Origin of the sequence: Paraburkholderia silviterrae (genome assembly GCF_004353915.1) — a bacterium.
Lineage (GTDB): Bacteria > Pseudomonadota > Gammaproteobacteria > Burkholderiales > Burkholderiaceae > Paraburkholderia > Paraburkholderia silviterrae.
On record NZ_SMRP01000001.1, the window covers coordinates 329,966 to 350,357 of the forward strand.

General features: G+C 64.7%; 14 protein-coding genes. 5 read left to right on the forward strand and 9 right to left on the reverse strand.

The window, feature by feature from the left end; genetic code table 11:
- Positions 1–48: 48 nt before the first annotated feature.
- Entirely contained in the window at positions 49–990 is a 942-nt protein-coding gene (locus EYW47_RS01565; protein ID WP_133193128.1) for a transporter substrate-binding domain-containing protein, read from the reverse strand.
- A gap of 192 nt (positions 991–1,182) precedes the next feature.
- A complete protein-coding gene (locus tag EYW47_RS01570; protein ID WP_133193129.1) occupies positions 1,183–2,490 on the reverse strand; it encodes an MFS transporter in 1,308 nt (435 codons plus the stop codon).
- A gap of 288 nt (positions 2,491–2,778) precedes the next feature.
- Here EYW47_RS01570 and EYW47_RS01575 point away from each other — a divergent pair, with 288 nt between their 5' ends.
- Entirely contained in the window at positions 2,779–3,303 is a 525-nt protein-coding gene (locus tag EYW47_RS01575; protein WP_133193130.1) for a nucleoside 2-deoxyribosyltransferase, read from the forward strand.
- Positions 3,304–3,412: 109 nt separating this feature from the next.
- Here EYW47_RS01575 and EYW47_RS01580 read toward each other — a convergent pair whose 3' ends face one another.
- The 4 genes from EYW47_RS01580 to EYW47_RS40705 all read right to left on the reverse strand — a co-directional run bounded on the left by EYW47_RS01580 (position 3,413) and on the right by EYW47_RS40705 (position 8,473).
- Complete coding sequence (locus EYW47_RS01580; RefSeq protein ID WP_133193131.1) at positions 3,413–5,068, reverse strand: S10 family peptidase; 1,656 nt, start codon at positions 5,066–5,068, stop codon at positions 3,413–3,415.
- Between the two features lie 124 nt (positions 5,069–5,192).
- Positions 5,193–6,845: a S53 family peptidase gene (locus EYW47_RS01585; protein WP_133193132.1), complete on the reverse strand. Its 1,653-nt coding sequence runs from the start codon at positions 6,843–6,845 to the stop codon at positions 5,193–5,195.
- Between the two features lie 280 nt (positions 6,846–7,125).
- Complete coding sequence (gene galU, locus EYW47_RS01590) at positions 7,126–8,016, reverse strand: UTP--glucose-1-phosphate uridylyltransferase GalU (protein ID WP_133193133.1); 891 nt, start codon at positions 8,014–8,016, stop codon at positions 7,126–7,128.
- 313 nt (positions 8,017–8,329) lie between these two features.
- The gene (locus EYW47_RS40705; protein ID WP_165976468.1) at positions 8,330–8,473 is read right to left on the reverse strand and encodes a hypothetical protein; all 144 of its coding nucleotides are present in this window, start codon (positions 8,471–8,473) and stop codon (positions 8,330–8,332) included.
- Between the two features lie 246 nt (positions 8,474–8,719).
- On the opposite strand from EYW47_RS40705, the gene EYW47_RS01595 reads away from it, so the two are divergent.
- Positions 8,720–9,880 (forward strand): acyltransferase family protein, encoded by a 1,161-nt coding sequence (locus EYW47_RS01595; protein ID WP_133193134.1) that lies wholly within the window; start codon positions 8,720–8,722, stop codon positions 9,878–9,880.
- A 239-nt stretch (positions 9,881–10,119) separates the two neighbouring features.
- On the opposite strand, the gene EYW47_RS01600 is transcribed toward EYW47_RS01595, so the two are convergent.
- The 3 genes from EYW47_RS01600 to EYW47_RS01610 all read right to left on the reverse strand — a co-directional run bounded on the left by EYW47_RS01600 (position 10,120) and on the right by EYW47_RS01610 (position 16,433).
- A complete protein-coding gene (locus tag EYW47_RS01600) occupies positions 10,120–12,678 on the reverse strand; it encodes a glycosyltransferase family 4 protein (RefSeq protein WP_133193135.1) in 2,559 nt (852 codons plus the stop codon).
- Positions 12,675–14,141 carry an oligosaccharide flippase family protein gene (locus EYW47_RS01605; RefSeq protein ID WP_133193136.1) on the reverse strand — a complete coding sequence of 489 codons (1,467 nt, stop codon included), beginning with the start codon at positions 14,139–14,141 and terminating at the stop codon, positions 12,675–12,677. Before EYW47_RS01605 ends, EYW47_RS01600 begins: the two co-directional genes overlap by 4 nt.
- A gap of 87 nt (positions 14,142–14,228) precedes the next feature.
- Positions 14,229–16,433 (reverse strand): NHL repeat-containing protein, encoded by a 2,205-nt coding sequence (locus tag EYW47_RS01610; protein ID WP_133193137.1) that lies wholly within the window; start codon positions 16,431–16,433, stop codon positions 14,229–14,231.
- 385 nt (positions 16,434–16,818) lie between these two features.
- On the opposite strand from EYW47_RS01610, the gene EYW47_RS01615 reads away from it, so the two are divergent.
- From EYW47_RS01615 to EYW47_RS01625, 3 genes are read left to right on the forward strand one after another with little or no spacing between them, the layout of a single operon-like run.
- Positions 16,819–17,904, forward strand: a complete 1,086-nt coding sequence (locus EYW47_RS01615; protein ID WP_133193138.1) for an acyltransferase family protein — start codon at positions 16,819–16,821, stop codon at positions 17,902–17,904.
- Positions 17,905–17,962: 58 nt separating this feature from the next.
- Positions 17,963–19,006: a GDP-mannose 4,6-dehydratase gene (gmd, locus tag EYW47_RS01620; RefSeq protein ID WP_133193139.1), complete on the forward strand. Its 1,044-nt coding sequence runs from the start codon at positions 17,963–17,965 to the stop codon at positions 19,004–19,006.
- The gene (locus tag EYW47_RS01625) at positions 18,993–19,961 is read left to right on the forward strand and encodes an NAD-dependent epimerase/dehydratase family protein (protein ID WP_133193140.1); all 969 of its coding nucleotides are present in this window, start codon (positions 18,993–18,995) and stop codon (positions 19,959–19,961) included. Before gmd ends, EYW47_RS01625 begins: the two co-directional genes overlap by 14 nt.
- Positions 19,962–20,392 lie beyond the last annotated feature (431 nt).

The following is a 20,392-nucleotide window of genomic DNA, read 5'->3' on the forward strand; positions in this document are numbered from 1 at the left end:
AAGCCCCGGCTCGTGTGCATAGCACAGGCCCGCAGGAGAACGACGCCGTCAATCGAGCGCGTGGTCGTTCGGCGCCGCATAGAGCGCACGCAGCGCATCGCTCATCGGAAAGTGAAAGTTCACGCCCTTGGGCGGCACCGGCTGCTCGAACCACTTCATATAGAGCGCGCCGATCTGCCCGCTCTTCATGAGCGCGCTCATCGTCTCGTTCACGAGCTGCCGGAAAGCCGGATCGCCGTTGCGCAGCATGAATGCATAGGCCTCCCAGGATTGTGGCGTGCCGACGATCACCCAGTCGGACGGATGCGCAGTCAGCGAGCGCGTGCCGGCGAGCAGCACGTCGTCCATCATGTACGCGACAGCGCGCCCCGATTCGAGTATCTCGCGCCCCTGCCTATAGTCCTTCGCGCTGATCACCTGCATGTTCATATGCTTCTCGAGATTCATGCGGCGCAGGATGCGCTCGGACGTCGTGCCCTGATTGGTGAGCACGGTCTTGCCCACGAGATCGCTGAAATCGTGAATGCCCGAATCCTTGCGCGTCAAGAGGCGCGTGCTCGCAACGAAGAACGTATCGGAAAACGTCACCTGGCTGTGGCGCGCCTGCAGATTGGTGGTGACGCCGCATTCGAGATCGACGGTGCCGTTCTGCACGAGCGGGATGCGGTTCTGCGAAGTCACGGGAATGAAGCGCACCTGCAGATTCGGGCGATGCGCCTGCGCTTTTACGGCATCGACGACATGATTGCAGATGTCCTGCGAAAAGCCGATCACGTTGCCGTTCGCGTCCACATACGAGAACGGCACGGAGGTCTCGCGATAGCCGATTGCAATCATGTTCGCGGCCCGGACCTTATCGAGCGTGGGCTGCGCAACCTGTGCGCCAGCCGGTTGCAGCAATAGCAACGGCAGCGCCAGCGTTGCCGCGCCGGCAAGACCTGTGCGCAACGCCCGACACCGCCCCTTCGCCACGCGCTTGAGCCGGTTCATGATTCGCTCCCCCATGCCCGATGGTCGTTTCGATTCGTGAAGTGATGCGCCCTGCACAACGCGCCCGATCCGCATGGCTCGGCGCCATCCTATGCGATGTTAGCGCGCGCACGCCGCCGCGAGAAACGCAAGGCGAAAAAAAACAGCGGCCACAGCCGCTGCTTTCGCGTCGCATGGGTCCGGCCCGCGGGCTCAGCCGTTGACGATCTCCTTCGGCTGCAGCAGCGAGAACGCGGCGCCCAGCACCATCGCCGCCGCCACGCAGTACATGCCCGCGTTGGTGCTATGCGTGACGTCCTTCATCCAGCCGATGATCGTCGGGCTCACGAAGCCCGCGAGATTGCCGATCGAATTGATCATGCCGATGGCCGCGGCGGCCGAACCGCCGGCGAGTATCGCGCTCGGCCAGGCCCAGAAGACCGGCATGGTCGCGAGCATGCCGGCGGCGCCCACGGACAGCGCGAGCATCGCGAGCGGCACGTTGTGGCCGAACACCGTGCTCAAGTAGAGACCGAGCGCCGCCGCCAGCGAGGCAATCGCGAAGTGCCAGCGGCGCTCGCCGCTGCGGTCCGCGCTCTTCGCCACGAACAGCATGCTGAACACGGCGCAAGCGTAGGGAATCGCGGTCAGGAGGCCCACGTCGAGCGCGCTCTTCACGCCGCTCGCCTTGATGAGCGTGGGCAGATAGAAGCTGATGCCGTAGAGGCCCATCATGCAGCAGAAGTAGATGAGCGCCATGAGCCACACGCGGCCATTGCTGAACACCGAGGCAACCGATGCATGACCCTTGCCGGCCTGCTCCTGCTCGATGTTCTCCTCGAGCACGGCACGCTCTTCGTTCGAGAGCCACTTCGCCGCGCGGATGCTATTGGGCAGATAGAACAGCGTGATCACGCCGAGCACGAACGAGGGCAGCGCCTCGATGAAGAACAGCCATTGCCAGCTCGCCCAGCCATCCCGGCCGTCGAAGGCCGCGAGAATCCACCCGGAAAGCGGGCCGCCCAGCACGCCCGCGACCGGAATGCCGATCATGAAGAGCGCGTTCATGCGGCTGCGCCGCGCGGCGGGAAACCAGTAGGTGAGATAGAGCACGATGCCGGGGAAAAAGCCGGCTTCGGCCACACCCAGCAAGAAGCGCACGAGATAGAACTGGGTGGGCGTCTTCACGAACAGCGAGGCCGCCGATATCACCGCCCACGTGAGCATGATGCGCGCGATCCACCTGCGCGCGCCCACGCGATGCATGAGCAGATTGCTTGGGACTTCGAAGAAGAAATAGCCGATGAAAAAGATCCCCGCGCCAAGACCGTAGACGGTCTCGCTGAACTGCAGGTCGCTCAGCATCTGCAGCTTGGCGAAGCCGACGTTCACGCGGTCGAGATAGGCCGCGACGTCGCAAAGGAAGAGAAAGGGCAACAGGCGCAGGGTCGCTTTTGAGTAGGCCCGGGATTCGAGTTGCTGTCGTTGGGCACTCGCAAGGCCGCTAGTGATGGTATTCATGGTCTCCACATCATGGGTCTGGCGCTTGCATGCGTTGGTCGTGCGTTGTTCATGCGAGCCATCGCAGCTCGGCCAGGAAAATCGGGTCTTATGCCTGGCGTTGCAGGCGCGGATGTTACCGGTCACGCCCCTGCCCTGCAATGAATGCAAAGTGCATAATCGTAGCGGCACGCAATCGGCACAGTCAACATTATGTAAGCAAGACCGAAACTGTGGGCACGCCCGGTGCGGGGCTACAATCATCGGTCGAGTTTCGTATCGGATACATCGCATGGAGGAGCGCACGCCATGACTCATGCCGCCCCGCCCCGTCGCCCGCGCGTCTATCTCGCGGGCTTCGACGTGTTTCGCCCCGACGCGCTCGAACACGGCGCACAGCTCGTCGCCGCATGCGGCGACTTCGGCTTCGAGGGTCTTTACCCGCTGGACGTCCAGGTGCCCGCCGATCTCGACGGCCCGCGCCAGGCCGCGTGGATCTATCGCGCCAACATCGACGCCATCCGCAGCGCAGATATCGTGATGGCAAATGTCAACGATTTTCGCGGCCCGGGCGAGCCCGACTCAGGCACCGCTTTCGAGATTGGCTTTGCCGCCGCACTGGGCAAGGAAATCTGGGCTTATTCGGCCGACACCGGCACGCTGATCGAGCGCGTGCCTTCGCACCCCGGTGCGCAAGGCCGGCTCTGCGAGCGCGGTTTTCTCGTCGAGGATTTCGGCTTGACGAAAAACCTCATGATCGCGTGCGCGGCGCGCATCGTGCCGGGCGACGCGCGCGCGTGCCTCGCGGCCATGGCGCGGGGACGCCTGGACTAGCCGCCCCGCCGCACGACTGCGCAGCAGTACGCATCACTACGCACCACTACGCATCACGCCGCGCCGCTGCACTTGCGGCACCCGCTGCACGATGGGCAGCGCGGCGCCCTCAGTGATGCATCGCGCTCATCGTGCTCATGCGCTGCAGCGCGCGGATGCGCGCGACCGCAGGACGGTCGGACACCGCGTTCTGGTAGAGCTTCGCGACATCGGCCTTGAGCGCCGTGCGCGAGGCACCGTCGAGATACACCATGTGCCCCGATGGATAGAAGCGCGCGCTCAGGTTGTTGCGCACCTTCTGGTCGACGAGCGGCATCTGCTGCAAATCGATCACGGTCTGGTAGAACGGCGTGACGAAATCGTAGTAGCCGTTTGCGGAAAGCACGCGCAAATCCGGATTCAGCGCCATCACGGCGGCCAGGTCGCCCGCCGTGTAAAGCACGATGTTGCCCTGCGCGTCGACGCCCTTTTGCGCGCCCGTCGGGTCGATGTGGCTGAAGTTCCAGTTCTTGAAGGCCTGGTCGTTGAGGTCCGTGAACGACGAGTTGGTGCGGAACTTGAGCGTCTCGTTCAGATAGCTGTTCCACATGGCCGTGTACACGCCGCTCACCGCCGTCATGGTGGGGTCGTTGCCACCCGAATTCGGGTCGATGTTGCCGGCAATGCCCGTGTCGATCGCGCTCACGCGGCCGTCGTACGAGCCAAGCGCCACGCCCTTGTCCTTGAGCAGCGTGGTGAGGAACAGCGAGTTGCCGCGGCTGTCGTAGGCCGCGATGTTGAGGTCCCAGGCCTGCAGCGTTTGCGTGTCGATACCCGTGTATTCCGAAAGTTTCTTGAGCGTAGCGGGGATCGCCGGATTTTTCGGATCGGGGAATTTTTCCAGCGCCACCCGGTAGTCGGTGCGCGCGAACTGCGCCACCTGGGCCGCGAAGGTCTGCAAATCCTTGGGCGCCGGCTTGACGCCAAGCCGCTGGTGATACCACGCGTCGGCCGCCGCCGTGGGCAGCGCGCCAACCGGATTGCCGCTTTGCGTGTAGTCCAGAATCGAAGACTGCAAGGTGATGCCGTTCAGGTCCACGCCGTCTTCGTGAAGGCGATACGCGAGCACGCAGCTGCGCGCCGTGCCGTACGATTCTCCGTAAAGAAACTTCGGGGAATTCCAGCGGTCGTTGGCGCTCAGGTAGCGCTTGATGAACTGCTTGAGCGAATCCGCGTCCTGATCCACGCCCCAGAAGTCGCGATTGTGATGCGGCGCGATGGCCGCGGAATAGCCCGTTCCCACCGGATTGATGAAGACCAGATCGCTCTTGTCGAGCAGGCTGTCCGGGTTGTCCTCGAGCGCATAGGGCGCGGGCGGCGTGAAGCCCGGCATGGAGGTCTTGATGCGCTTGGGCGCGAACGAACCCAGCAGCACGAACACCGAGGAGGAACCCGGGCCGCCGTTGTAGAAGAACGTGACGGGCCGGTCCTGGGCCTGCACACCGTCCTTCGTGAACGCCACGTAGAAAATCTTGGCGTTGGGCTGCGAGCTGCTCGGGTCGACCGTGACGAGATGGCCCGCGGTCGCTGTATAGGCAATCACCTCGCTGCCGATCTGGATCGCATGATGCGTGACGGCGGCGTTCTCGGTCATGTCGGTCACGAAGTCGTCGGGGCCGTTGCCGTAAGCGGTGGGATCGAAACACGGCTGGTCGTTCGGGCTGCGGTGCTTGCCATTGCCGCTCGCCGCTGCCTTGCCGTCGTTGGTCTGAGCCTCTTCGTTCATATTTTCTCCTTGCTCGTGGTACGCCGTGGTATATCGATCGCCCGGAACGCGGTTTCGCTTTGGAAACCAGGAAAATTTTTGCATGCGCGCCGCACTCCGTCACGCGGCGCGCTGGTCCCCGATGCTACGCCGAGCCAAGCGCGGCTGCCACCCTGGTGCCCACGGGTGTGCCGAGCCCCGTGCAGGCGTCCCAGCCGGGCGTGGCCGCGTAGTCGCCGTTGTTGCCGCTCGTGATGTCGTTGAACGCGCCAGGCTGGGCGTAGAGCTTCGCGTTGACGAAGCCCGCCGCCTTGCCGCTGCTCGCATTGATGCGCGCGATCAGCGCGGCCCACAGCGGCGCGACGGCGCTCGTGCCGCCCACCACGGTATCCGTCCCGCCGATATGCACCTCGTAGCCCGTCGACGGGTCGGCATCGGCGGCCACGTCGGGCACGCCGCGCTGCGCGAGCGCGGCCGCTGCGCCGCTGCTGCGCGCCAGCTTCAAACCCTGCTGCCACGCGGGCAGCGCGAACGTTGCGCTCACGCCGCCGCCGGTCGCGCCGTTCTCGCCGCTGCTCCACACCGTTTCACGCGTAATCTGGCCGTTCGCCGCGGTGAGCTGCGTGCCGCCGCAGCCAAGCGCATAGGGGCTGGACGCGGGGAAGTCGACATGGTCAGCGCCATCGCCCACGCCGTCCGACGAGCCGCTGTCGCCCGCCGCGCAGCACACCGTCACGCCCAGCGCGACGGCCGTCTGCAGCGCGTCGTTGAGCGCGCCCAGCGTCTGCTGCGACCACACCGACTCGGGCGCGCCCCAGCTGATCGAAATGACCGATGGCTTGCGCTGGCTGTCGTGCAGCGCCGCGCTCACGGCGTCGACGAAACCGGCTTCGCTGTTCGGCGCGAAGTAGACAGCGATCAGCGCCCCGGGCGCGAGCGCGCCGGCGATCTCCACGTCGAGCGTGACTTCGCCGTCGGGCCCACTGGGGTCGCCGTTCGGCGCGTTGGTCGCCTGATCGACCGAGACGGCCTCCACGCGCGGCGGCGAGACGCCAAGCGCGCTGAAATAGGCATCGAGGTCCGACTGGGCGTAGCCGCCGCCCATTTCGATCAGCGCGATGCATTGGCCCTTGCCGTCGCCGGCCGGAAAATCGTAGAGCCCGGCGAGTTGCAGCGGCGTGAATGAGCGGCTCACCGCGCGCGCGGCCCGGATCGGCGCATGCACGGCCCCGCCAGAGCCGGTGGCTGTCACAACCGGCGGTGGGCGTTTCGCCGGGGTTGTCGCGAGCGTTGTCGATTCAATGCGGAAATGCGCCTGCGCCTTTGCGCGGCTGTCGAGGCCGACGACCGCGGTGACGATCCCGTGCAGGTCGTCGGGCAGATGCACGGGGCCAGTGGGCTGGCGAAAGTGCTGCTTGAGCTTGCCGACCTGATGCTCGAAGCGCTGCAAGTCCACGCCGAATGCGGCGTTGTACTGCTGCACGGTGCCCGAGAGCACGACGCGGCGCGCGCCGGGGTCGGCCTTCACGACCGCCAGGCCGTGCGCCTTCGCGAACGCCTCCACGCGTGCGATGTCGGCGGCGTCTGCGCCGAAGCGCTGGTCGTATTGCTCGCGCGAAATCGGATGCGCGCCGGGCGCGCCCGACGCGATGCGCTCGACCAGCTCGCGGAACGCGGGCTCGGCCTGGCGGCGCAATATCACTACGACGTTGAAATGTTCCGCGGGATCGCACGCGCCGACGCATTGCGCGCCGGTGGGCACCGGGTGTTCACTGCCTGCTACGGGACGCCTGATCATTGCCGGATCTCCTCGATGAGCACGTAGTCGTTCGCATTCGGACACGCAACCGATTATGCGAGTTCCACGCGCCGCGCGAGTCGTCGACGCCCTTGCCCCATCCGCCGGGCCTGCGGGCAAACGCAGCCGGCACTTTCGTGCCGACGTTGCCGATGCATCACGCATCGCGCGGAGCTGGCCGAACGCACAGGCCCATACGAAATCCGCGCAAGCAGGCACCAAAAGAAAAAGCACGCTGGGCGCCAAAGCGCCCAGCGTGCTTCGATAAGGATCGCTAATTTCAGGCCGCTGCGGCCAGTGCCTGCGGCAGGTGGTTCTGCAGATAGGCCTCGAACTCGTCCTTCACTTCAGGATGGCGCAGTGCGAACTCGACGGTGGCCTTCAGGTAGCCGATCTTGCTGCCGCAATCGAAACGCGTGCCCATGTAGCGATACGCGAGCACCTGCTCTTCCGTGAGGAGCGATTGCAGCGCATCGGTGAGCTGAAGCTCGCCGCCCGCGCCCGGCTTCAGTGCGCGCAGGTGATTGAAGATCGTCGGCATCAGCACGTAGCGGCCAACCACGCCGAGATTGGACGGCGCGGCCTCCGGCGCGGGCTTTTCCACGATGCCCGAGAGCTTGAACACATCCTGTTCCCACTCGCGGCCGTCCACGATGCCGTACGAGGCACTGTTTTCGCGCGCGATCGCTTCCACGCCCACCACCGAGCTGTGATAGTGGTTGAAGGTATCCACGAGCTGCCTCATGACCGGCTTGGGGCTATAAAGCAAGTCGTCGGCGAGAATGACGGCAAACGGTGCGCCGCCCACGAGCTTTTCGGCGCACATCACCGCGTGGCCGAGGCCCAGCGCTTCGGCCTGGCGCACGTAGAAGCAGTCCACGTTGCTCGGCTTGATGCTGCGCACCAGGTCGAGCAGCTTCTGCTTGTTGCGCGCTTCGAGCTCGGCTTCGATCTCGTACGATTTGTCGAAATGATCTTCGATCGCGCGCTTGCTGCGGCCGGTTACGAAAATCATTTCGGTGATTCCCGCAGCGATCGCCTCTTCCACCGCGTACTGAATGAGCGGCTTGTCGACGATCGGCAGCATTTCCTTGGGGCTAGCCTTGGTGGCGGGCAGAAAGCGCGTACCGAGGCCCGCAACAGGAAATACCGCTTTGGTAACTTTGAGCATGATGTTCATTCCCAGTTCGATCGTTTGAGTAACGGTCTCGCAGCAAGGCAAGCCGGCGTCCCCGAGGGTTTTGTTGGGTCTTTCTGCTGGGCAGTTTTTGTGTTCAAAAGGGTCGGGTCCGTCCAGTACCGAAAAAAGACGAAATTCCGAATGCGACGGTCAAGCAGACCAGCGGCAATTATTGCCTGATTGATTGCCATGCACCCCGAATAATCGGCATGAATTTCCTGATTCGGTTTCGAGCGTCAAGCGAGCAGATTTCAAGCTGGCTTGCAATCGCGGCGCAATGGCGGATATTGCATGACCGCGCAGTTTACTCGACTTCGTCGGCGGGCGGCAAGCCACCCGTTTGCGTGCGCGAACGCCGGATAGGCTCATTGCGCAGCGCCTCGCGATACGCCGACACCGCGACGAGAATCAACAGCACGGCAATGCCGGCCAGCAAATGCAGGTTCATCGAAATCTCCATCGACCTTATGGCGATCCCCATTAAATTAGCATTTCAAATCACACAAATAAATCGCTTTCTCGTTACAAGGTTTTATTTCTCGATTTCGGCGAACTTATGGATTTTTTGCATGTGGCCAAGGTGACACCGAATAAGCGCCACGAATACTTTTTGAAAAACTTTTGCATAATTTCCTCGCGCGAGGCCCCCTATGATCGCCAGGTAGCCTCCCACTATCACGCACGCCACGCCCCAATGAGCGATCCCGCACTCGAAACCATCCTGCCGCCAGCAACCACCCTGCCAGCCGCCGTCGCGCGACCCGCCGGTGCCGTCGCCAGCGATCACCTGATCGATGCGCTGCGTGGCTTCGCCGCCCTGCTGGTGGCGTATTTCCATTGCCGCCAGGTCACCTGGATCGGCATGGGCGCCTTCCATCAGACCCACGCGAGCCTGGCGAGCCCCGGCACGATCGCCGCGTGGCTCACGCTGCCCATTGCGTGGGGCTCCGCCGGGGTGCCGATTTTCTTCGTCATCAGCGGCTATTGCATTCACCGCAGCGGCGCCGCGCGTCTCTTGAAGAACCCCGATTTCCGGCTCGACGCCGGGCAGTTCTGGCTGCGCCGCTTCGTGCGGATCTACCCCGTGCTGCTCGCCGCGCTCGTGCTCACCTTCGTGGCCGATTCGTTCAGCCTCACGATGACGCCCGTGAGCCACAAGATTCTCGACATCGGGCCGCGCGCGTTCCTCGTCAACCTGCTCTCGCTGCAAGGCGTGGCGGGCCCGACCTACGGCTCCAACGGCGCGCTCTGGACGCTCTCGCTCGAAGTGCAGTTCTACCTGCTCTATCCGCTGCTGTTCGCCGTGCGCCGCCGCGTCGGACTCAACGCGGTGCTGGCTGGCATCGCCGCCATCAACGTGATTTCCGCGCTTACGCTCGCGCGGCACGACATCGTGTTCTTCACGTCGTACTGGTTCTCGTGGATGCTCGGCGCATGGATTGCGGAAGCGCGCCTGCGCGGCTCGGAAGGCTTTCGCTTCGCTTACGTGGCCGCTGCGCTCTTCGCGGTGGCGGGCTGCGTGGCGTTCCACTTCGGCCAGTACGGCGCATTCCAGCTCTGGGCCTGCGCCTTCGCCTGCTATCTCGTCAAGGCGCTCGCGCGGCCGGCCGCAACCGGCGGCGTGCTCATGCAGGCGTTCTCGAAGCTCGGCGCCTTCAGCTATTCGCTCTACCTGATCCATCTGCCGCTCTTCGTGCTGCTCGGCTCGCTGCTGTTCCACTCCGCGCTGCAGACCTCGATCTGGCCTTCGTTCGGCTTCACGCTCGCCGTGCTGCCCATCGCATGGCTCTTCTATCGCCTGTTCGAGTTGCCGGCGCTCAACGTCGCCTCACGCCTGCGCAAACGGGCTGCTTGATGAGCGCGTTTAGATTGCGCATCGATGCTTCGTGAAGACGGGCCGCTATAGCCAAAGCTATAGCGGCCCTTTTCAATCAGGTCTTGCCGCCCAAGCGCGCCCCAGCCAAAAAGCGGCGCATCGCGCTTCAAGCTACATGCGAAAAGCTTCAAGCTACATGCGAAAAAAAGCGGGGCCGCGCTTGCACGGCCCCGCCCTCGCCGCCCTGATTCGACGGCCCCTCGCTTCTCCCTGAGCCTTTATCGCGCGCGCATCACGACGCCATCGAGCACGCGTCCGACCGCTTCGACGTATTGCTCCTTGCCAAAGCGCTCGCGCGCCACCTCAAGCCCGTTTTGCGCGAGCCGCTCGCGCAGCGGCGCGTCATCACACAACGCGGCAAGCGTCTTCGCAAGCTCCTGCGCGTCGCCCGGCGTGCAGAGCAGCCCGCTCTTGCCGTGCTCGACAATCTCCGTCACGCCGCCGTCGCGCGAGGCCACCACGGGCCGCTGCGCGAGCATGCCCTCGACCACGACGCGGCCGAACGGCTCCGGCGTGATGGAGGTATGCGCGATCACATCCATCGCGCGCATGCAGGCCGCAATGTCGTGCCGGAAGCCGAGGAAATGAACACGGTCCGCGAGACCGCGCGCGGCAACGAATTCGCGCAGCTCCTGCGCATAGGCATCTTCGCCGAACAACGGCGCGCCGACGAACACGGCATGCGCCCGCGGCTCGAGCAAGAGCGCTTCGAGCAGCACGTGCTGGCCCTTCCAGCGCGCGAGGCGGCTGAATGCGCCAACCAGAAACGCGTCCTGCGGCAGACCGATCTGCGCGCGCAATTGCGCCTGCGGCACGCGCGCGAGCGCGCGGAACGGCGATTCGTCCACGCCGTTGTGCACGACGTCGATGCGCCGCGCGTCGAACTTCGTGAGATCGGAAAAGACCTGCGCCGAAGCGTGCGAATTCGCAATCACGTGCGCGAGGCCCAGCTTCGCGCAACCCTTGATGACGGCGCGCTGCACGCGCCCAAAATGCTCGTCGCTCACAATGTCGCGCAAATGCCAGACCACGGGCTTGCGCGCGAGCTTGCCCGCCAGCACGCCGATCACCATCGCGCGCTGCGTATTGGCGTAGAGCACGTCGGCGCCGCGTGCACGGCGGCGCGTCTCGCGCACGAGCGCGGCAATGCCCGCGAGCACGCCGAGCCTGGGCACCGCGCCGCCGTCGCGGCGCACGTTACGCAATGCGCCCGAGTCGAGCACGTCCACGCGGGCGCCCGCGGCGTCGAGCGCCTCGCGAAACGGCCCGTCGTTGAACAGCAGCACCTCGATGCGCGCGCGCAGGCCCTTCACCACCTCCAGCAGCGACAGCTCCGCGCCGCCCAGCACGCCGCTCTGGTCGATCGCCAGCACGCGAGGCGCGTCTTGCCGGGCTTCTTGCTTCGTGTCTTGCGTTGCGGCTCGTCCGCCTTCGCCATCGTTGCCGCCGCTCGCTTCGGGCTCGGCGGCACGCGGCAGCCCGGCCTCGGCGATGGCCGGCACGGCCCGCGCCACGCGCGCGAAAAACTGCTCGCGGAAGTGCGCCGCGGAAAAACGCTGCGCATTCGCGCGGCAATCCTCGGCGCGAAAACGCCCCGGATCGTGCTCGAACGACTCCACCGCCGCGATGATGGCCTCGGCGCGCTGCTCGTCGAAGAACAGCCCCGTGGGCTGCGAGCCCGAGTCGCGCACGGTTTCGAGCGCACCGCCCTTGCCGTAGGCGATCACGGGCGTGCCGCACGCCTGCGCTTCCACGACGGAAATGCCGAAGTCCTCTTCTGCCGCGAACACAAATGCCTTCGCACGGCGCATGCGATCGTGCAGCACCGAAAACGGCTGATACCCCATCACCTCGACATTCGGGCCGGCCTTCGCGCGCACCTTCTGCATATCGGGACCGTCGCCAATCACGACGAGGCGCTTCTCCGGCATGCGCGAGAACGCCTCGACGATGAGGTCGATCTTCTTGTATGGCACGAGCCGCGAAGCGGTCAGGTAAAAGTCTTCCTTGCGCGTCTCGAGCTCGAACGCGTCGACGTCGACGGGTGGATACACCACCTCGGCCTCGCGCTGATAAACCTTGTGAATGCGCCGCGCGATGAACGACGAATTCGCCACGAACTGATCGACCGAGTTCGCCGTGCGCACGTCCCAGTTGCGGATGTAGTGGAGAATCAGCCGCGCGAGCATCGACTTCGGCCCCTGCGTGAGATGCGACTCCTGCAGATATTGATGCTGGAGATCCCACGCGTAGCGGATCGGCGAATGCACGTAGCTGATGTGAAACTGGTCGGGGCCGGTCAGCACGCCCTTGGCCACCGCATGCGAGCTCGAAATGACCACGTCGTAGTCCGAAACGTCGAGCTGCTCGATGGCGAGCGGCATGAACGGCAGATACGCACGGTACTTCGTGCGCGCCTTCGGCAGGCGCTGGATGAACGAGGTCGTCGCGCGCTTGCCGCGCAGGAACTTGCGGTCCTTCTCCTCGACGAAATCGACTACCGAGAAGAGATCCGCGTCGGGGAAGCAGTCGATGATCTGTTCGAGCACGCGCTCGGCGCCCGCGTAGGTGACGAGCCAGTCGTGCACGATGGCCACGCGCGGCTTGCGGTTCGCGGCGCGCGTGGGACGCTCGGGGCGCACAAGGCGCGCCTCCTGCGGCGGTCGCAACGCGGTCACGCTGGACTCGCCGCGGGCATGGGTGTGGGTATCGCGCCGTTGGGCGGGCGCGGCGGCGCTTTCGGACGGCGCCACTTCGTCAATCAGTTCGTGACTCATGCGCTTTTCCGTAGGTTCAGGCGAAACAGAAGGGAACGGGCATAGCCGCGCAACAGCGGCGTGGTCGCAACCGACCACACGCAATTGGCCAGCGCCAGCACGACGCCTGCGCCGATCGCATAGATCGCGTCAGGCAGCCACCACGCGATAGCGAGCGCGGCAGCCAGAAAACTCAGGTGTGCGAACATGTCGACCACGATCGTGCGGCTGTGAATGCGCGAGAGCCACAGCAGCACGACATAGTCGAAGAGCGCGCGGGCCAGCACCGCCGCAGCGGCGCCAGGCAGGCCGAAACGCGAAATTCCCAGCCACAGGAGGCCGGCGTAGAGCGGCAGCTCGACGAGGCCCACGCGCGCCGCGGCAGCGGGATTGTTCTGCGACTGGATCAGGATGCGCGTGACGCCCGCTTGCCCGATCAGCCACACGGCGATGATCAGGAAGCGTCCCACCGGCGCGCCGTGCCCGGCGATCTCAGGGCCCACCCACGCACGCAGGAAGGGCTCGAGCACCACGATCGCGCCAATCGCCACGGGCGTGAAGACCGCGTTGAGAAACTGTAGCGACTGCGTCGCGATTTCATCCGCATGCTCGCGGTGCAGCGAGGAAAGGCGCGGAAACAGCGTGCGCACGAGCGCGTTGGGCACCATGTTCAGGCGCGTCACGAGGTTCTGCGGCACCGTGTAATAGGTGACGAAGCGCGCACCCAGGCCCGCGCCCAGCATCATGCGGTCGAGCGAGTCGGCGACCATTGTCGAGACGCTGGCAACCAGCATCCAGCCGCCGAAATTGAACAGCGCCTTCGAGGTGTCGAAGCGCGGCCCGCGCACCTGCTTGATGCCGAGCACGCGCAGCGCGGCGCGCCCGAGCAGCAGGCCCGCCAGCAGGCGTGCGAGCACGGCGGCGGCAATCACGGTCTGCAGGTTCGGCGCAATCGCCCATGCAGCGCCGAGCGGCAGCAACTGAAACAGGAACGTGCCGAGCGTCTGGTTCGTGTTGTAGATGCCAAAGCGCTCCGCACCGTTGATCGCGCCCGCGAACACCCACGAGACGTTGGCGATGGGAATCGCCACCGCGAGCCACGGCAACGCGAGATAGACCTCATGGCGCAGCTCGGCGCTCACGTGCGTGAAGTACGCCGTATAGAGCGCGCCGCCCGAGTAAATCAAGAGCCCGCCAATCGCGCCCGTGATGAAGTTGAGCCAGAACGCGCTCCAGAACACGCGCTCGCAGGCTTCGGCGTCCTTCGACGCATAGGCCTTCGAGATCTGGTTCTGCGCAGCCATGCTCATGCCCAGGTCGAGCACGCTGAAATAGCCGATCAGCGTCCACACCAGCGCAATCACGCCATAGCGGTCGACGCCTAGCATCTTGATGTACGGCGGCACCGTGACCAGCGACACGAAGGTCGGCAGCACGAGGCCAAACAGATTGATCGCGACGTTGCGCAGTATTCCTTTATCCATATGTGTTCCGGTAGCGTGCGGCGCGGCTTGGGAATGCGGGCCTCAGGTGACTGAATCGGCCCCTGAATCGCCCTCTGAACCGGGCTCTCAAGCCGGCTTCCAGCGGTACATCATCACTTTGCCGCGCGCGTCTTCTTCAACGAAGATCAGGTATTCGCCATTGGGCTGGCGGTGCGCGGTAATGCCGAAGGGCACGTCCACCCAGCCCGAGGTATTGCCGACTTCGGCGCCTGGGCCGAACGTGCCGATTTCCTTCGCGCTGTCCTTGTCGTACACGTGGACGTTGCCGGCAGGCTCGACCACGAACAGGTACTGCCCTTCCACGGTCACGCCCGCCGGCGTGACCGGCGGCTTCGCCTTGGGGTCCCAGGGCAGTTGCAGCAGATAGCGCTGCTGCGGGTTGCCGCTCGACCACTTGTCGTAACGCACGAGCACACGGCCCGCTTCCTTCACGAAGCCCGGATCGTGCGGCGAGTCCGCGGTATAGCCCGCTACGTAAAGCGTGTCGGTCTTCGGCTCGTAGATCGCGCGATGCACCTCGGTAAAGGGCGCGGGCATCGCGTACTGATCCATCTTGTCGTAGGCGTATATCGGGTTGCCCTTCGCATCGAGCCCGCCGAAGCGAAAACGCGTGATGCCCTTGTTGTCGCGCGCGCGCCAGATGTCGCCGCGCGTGTCGATCCACCAGCCCCAGCCGCCCGCCAGGTGGCCAGGTCCCGGATACTTCGCGAACTCGCTGGCATCGAACGCGCCGTTGCCGTTCGTATCGCGCCAGATCCAGTCGCCGCCCGGCGGCGCGTTCGGAATGTGCTCCACCGGGCGCGCGCGCCCCGCGATGAAGCCCGAGGGAATAGCGGTCTCGCCGTCGCGCTGCGGATCGAAGCGGTAGATCTTCAGGTGATCCGCGTACATGTCGGTGAGGTAGAGGAAGGTGTGGCCGTTCAACTCGCGCGCGGTGGGCAGGCCCGGCCACATGTCGCCGTTGAACACCGGGTCCTGCGGATACTTGAAGCGATTTGAGAGGAATCCTGCATATTTCCAGTCCTGCCCCGGCGGCTTCGAAAGATCGAGCTCGAAGCGCTTGTTGCCGGTGTAGACGCTATTGGGCCGCGACGGGTCCACCCACGCGCCGTCCACGAACAGCAGCCCCTCCACGTTCCATAGACGCTTGCCGTCGGGCGAATAGCTTTCGAGCGTCGCGCCCAGCCCCGCACCAATGGCGCCCTGGCGCGGGCCGATGCCGTTGGTCGACACGTAGATGTTGCCCTTCGCATCCGTGCCCACGCCGGTCAGGCCGTTGAAGCGGCCGGGTCCCGGCCGGCCCGCGACGCCGGAGAAAATGCCGCCGCGCTCGCCGAGCGTGCCGCTCTGCTTGTAGCCGCCGCCGTCGCGCGAATAGATGAGGATCTGCTGGCGCGGGCCGTTGTCGGCCACCAGCACGCGCTGCTGGGAATCCACGGCCACGTCCACGGGCACCGAGTCGGCAGGCAGCTCGATCGTGCTGGAGAGCGGCTTGCCATCCGCGGAATAATGCGCAATGCGCGGCGTCTGATCGGTCACGCTGCCCGTGACCACCCACAGCGAGCCGTCGCCCGCCACCGCGATCTTGCCCGGCTCGTGCACGTCGAATTGCGATTTGCGCTGCATCGAGTTCGCGTCATACACCTCGATACGGCTCGCCATCGTGTTGCTCACGTAGAGCAGCGAATCGGTTGCCGCGAGACCGCCCACGTCGGCAACGTGCACAGCAGGGTCGGGATGAGCGACGGCCGGCACGTCGGAGATCTTGAGAAATGCGCTCGCGAGTTGCGCGTGCGGATTGAGCGCATCGGGCGCGGCCTGGAAGGCCGCGGCACGCTTGGGCTCGTCAATCGGCCTGCGCGTCACGCCGTACCACTGGCGCCCCTTCTCGGGCCAGATGCCGGGGCCGATCAGGTGGCCCCTTTCGTTGCCCACGGCCACGGCCGCGTAGAGATAGCGGTGGTTCACGGCTACGGCGTTGCCACCGTATCCGCCCCAGCCATGCGTGCCGCCGGCAAAGCCGAGCACCTTGCCGTTTTGATACGCGCTGATCTCCGCGCCGCTTTCATCCCAGGGCGCGTCCGTGTAGACCTTGCCATCGGGTGTCACGGCGATGGCGGTGATGTTGATTTGAGTCCACGTACCCTGGCCGTTGCCATACGTGTTGCCGATCCACGAAGTCGTTACATTGAGTTGCGGCGCGGCGAGGGTCTGAACCGAAGAGGTGCAGACGAACGCACTGAGTGCAGCGAGCGCCAGCGTCCTGCGCATACGGCGGTCGGGAATCGGAAACGGCAAAGCAATTCCTCCGGTCGGTTGAATCCGTCTGGATCATGCCGTACATTCACGAAGAAAAATCGCAGCACAAAAAGCGAAAATAATTCAAAAAAATTCAGTATTCACCCCGCCTGCCGATGCACATGCGAAATAAATCGCCACGCGCAGCGCAAAGGCCCGCGCGGCGGCCACGACGCGAACTTGTCCCGATTTCCGAAACGAAACTGCAACACAATCGCCACGATACTGACGCCCATATTCTGGCTAATCAAATCGCTTTCATTTTCAAAATCACCCAGCAATATATTTCGGCTTTTTGACCATTTAATTCTTTTTAGAATGAACCGGCCTGTGCATGCATGAAACAACCGGATAGCCGATGACCGTAAACAGCCTCGCCAGCCCGCCGCAACATTCCCACCGCATCGTCCAGCTCGACGGCCTGCGCGCCTTCGCCGTGCTGGCCGTGTTCGCCCAGCACGCACTCAAAGCGCCGTTGTGGATGGGCGTCGACCTGTTCTTCGTGCTGAGCGGCTTTCTGATCACCGGCATCCTGCTCGAGCGCAAGGCGCGCGGGCAGTCGTATTTCAGCTACTTCTACGCGCGCCGCGCGCGCCGCATCCTGCCTCCGTACATCCTGCTGATGATCGTCTCGTCGCTGCTGTTCGGTTTCGGCTGGGCGCACTACTGGCCGTGGTACGCATTCTTCGCGACCAATATCGGCGATGCGCTGAACCAGAGCGGTCACGACAGCCTGAACATCCTCTGGTCGCTCGCCGTCGAAGAGCAGTTCTATATCTTCTGGCCCTTCGTGGTGCTGCTGCTGCCCGAACGCGCGCTCGCCGTCGTGGCCGCGGCGCTCGTTTTCCTCGTGCCCGTGCTGCGCGCCGTCGCGACGCCGTGGTTCGATTCGTTCTGGCCCATTTACTACCTCACGCCGTTCCGCATGGACCTGCTCGCGGCGGGTGCGCTGCTCGCCGTGCTCGTGCGGCGCGATCGCAACGCGCTCGAGCCGTTCAAGGTGCCCGCCGCGATTCTCTTCTTCGCAATGCTCGCCGTGCTCGCGTGGCTGCACCTGCATTACCCGCGCTTTCGCGCAGCCAACACGCCGCTCTCGAACGCCCTGCTCTACAGCGTCTCGCTCGTGTTCTGCACGTCGATAGTCGTAATCGCGCTGCAATCGCGAGGCTTTATCAAACGCATGCTTTGCAATCCGGTGCTGGTCTACATCGGCACCATCAGCTACACGATCTATCTGATTCACCTCACGATTCTCTATGCGGTGTGGCCGCTGCACTTCAGCCGCCCGGTGAGCGCCGCCATCGCGCTCTCCATCACGCTCGTCTATGCGAGCGCAAGCTGGTTCCTCATCGAAAAGCGCCTCACGCGCGGCCCAGGCCGCCAGCCCCTGCACGCTGAGGCCAGCGTGCGCGCCCGCGTGAGCGCCCCCACCTCGCAGTCCTGAATCTCTACCAGATAAACAGGTTCCGAATCCACGTTCGCTACTTCAAAGGTACTGACACATGAACGAACGACGCAAAGCGATCATCACCGGCGTATCCGGCCAGGACGGCGCGTATCTGACCAAGCTGCTGCTCGACAAGGGCTATCAGGTGGTCGGCACCTACCGGCGCACCAGCTCGGTCAACTTCTGGCGCATGAACGAACTCGGCGTCACGGATCATCCCTCGCTCGAACTCGTCGAGCACGATCTCACCGACGCGGGCTCGACGCTGCGTCTGCTCGAGCGCTCGCAGGCCGGCGAGGTCTATAACCTCGCCGCGCAAAGCTTCGTGGGCGTGTCCTTCGACCAGCCCGTGACCACGGCCGAAGTGACCGGCATCGGCGCGCTGAATCTGCTCGAGGGCATTCGCGTCGTCAACCCGCGCATGCGCTACTACCAGGCTTCGACCTCCGAAATGTTCGGCAAGGTCCAGGCCGTGCCGCAGCGCGAGGACACGCCCTTCTACCCGCGCAGCCCGTACGGTATCGCCAAGCTGTTCGCGCACTGGTCCACGGTCAACTACCGTGAGTCTTATGACATCTTCGCGACCAGCGGCATTCTCTTCAATCACGAGTCGCCGCTGCGCGGCCGCGAGTTCGTCACGCGCAAGATCACCGACGCGGTCGCCAAGATCAAGCTCGGCAAGCAGAGCGTGCTCGAGCTCGGCAACATGGACGCCAAGCGCGACTGGGGCTACGCCTCCGAATACGTGGAAGGCATGTGGCGCATGCTGCAGGCCGACGATCCGGACACCTACGTTCTCGCCACAGGTCGCACTGAAACCGTGCGCGACTTTGTGACGATGGCCTTCGCCGCGGCCGGCTTCCAGCTCGAATGGTCGGGCCGCGCCGAACGCGAGACCGCCGTCGACATTGCCACGGGCCGCACGCTGGTGCGCGTCAGCCCGCGCTTTTACCGCCCCGCCGAAGTCGACCTGCTGATCGGCGATGCTGGCAAGGCGCGCAGCAAGCTCGGCTGGGAGCCGCAGACCTCGCTCGAGCAACTGTGCCAGATGATGGTCACGGCCGACCTCGCACGCAACGAGCGACATGACACGTTCTGAACGCATTGACGATACGCTGCGGCGCGCGCCACGCGCGCTCATCACCGGCGTGGGCGGCTTCACGGGCCGCTACATGGCCGCACGTCTCGCCGCGGACGGCTACCGCGTCTGGGGCACCGTGCGTGCCGGCGAATCCGTTGGCGATGATGGCGTGCCGGGCGGCATCGCCGCGCTCGCCGCCGACCTGCTCGACCCCGAGGCGCTCGCGCACGCTGTGGAGACCGTGCAGCCCGATGTGGTCGTGCATCTCGCGGCGGTTGCGAACGTTGCTAACGGCGACGTTGCTCGCACCTATGTCGTCAACGTGGTTGGCACACGCAACCTGCTCGATGTGCTCGCGCATCAGCGTCATGTGCCGCGTGCCGTGCTGCTTGCGAGCAGTGCGAACGTATATGGCAACGCGACGCCTGGTGTTATCGACGAAGCGGTGGCGCCGCAGCCGGCGAATGATTACGCGGTGAGCAAGCTCGCGATGGAATATGTCGCCAGGCGCTGGAACGCGCAGTTGCCGCTGGTCGTCGCCCGGCCGTTCAATTACACGGGCGTGGGTCAGAGCACAGACTTTCTGCTGCCCAAGATCGTCGAGCACTATGCGCGTGGCGACGGGACGATCTCGCTCGGCAACACCGAGGTGAGCCGCGACTTTTCCGATGTGCGCGATGTGGTAGATGCGTATGCCAGGCTCATCGCGGCGGCGCCGCGCGGCGAGACGGTCAACGTTTGCTCGGGCACCGGTTGGACGCTCGGTGAAGTGCTCGATATGCTCTCGCGGATCGCTGGGTACGAGATCGAGGTGAAGGTCGATCCGCGTTTCGTGCGCGCGAACGAGGTGCGGCATCTGGTGGGATCGAATGCGAAGTTGCGGTCGCTTGTTGGGGGGGCGGCGTGCACGCCGATTGATGCGACGCTGCGATGGATGTATGAGGAGGCCCGCAAGCGGGCGCGAGTGGGTTGATAGTGGGGGGCCCTTGCGGGCCTTGTGGGCCTTCCGCGTTTCCTTGCTTTCGTGTCGGTCTATTAGCGTTGCCCCTGTGCGGGGCGGCACCTACTTTTCTTTGCAGCCGCAAAGAAAAGTAGGCAAAAGAAAGCGGCTCAAACCGCCAGTGTGACGCAGTCCACCACTGCCCTGTAAATCGGAGCGGCTCCGGAGCATCCGTCTCCCCGCACACTCCGCGTTAGTGACAAAGGACTCATCCTTCCCGCTGCGCGCTACGCGCGTGCGGAAGGGTCTGCAAGAAAAACCGGGCGTGCTGCCCGGCGAATGCGCGGGAGTACCGCCGATTAAATACGTGGGAATCCTACTAAAACGCATGAACCCCACCGGTGTTTGGTTATGCCCCACGGCGCGCGGAGCGCCGCCGGATGGATGAGCCCTTAGTCACTCCG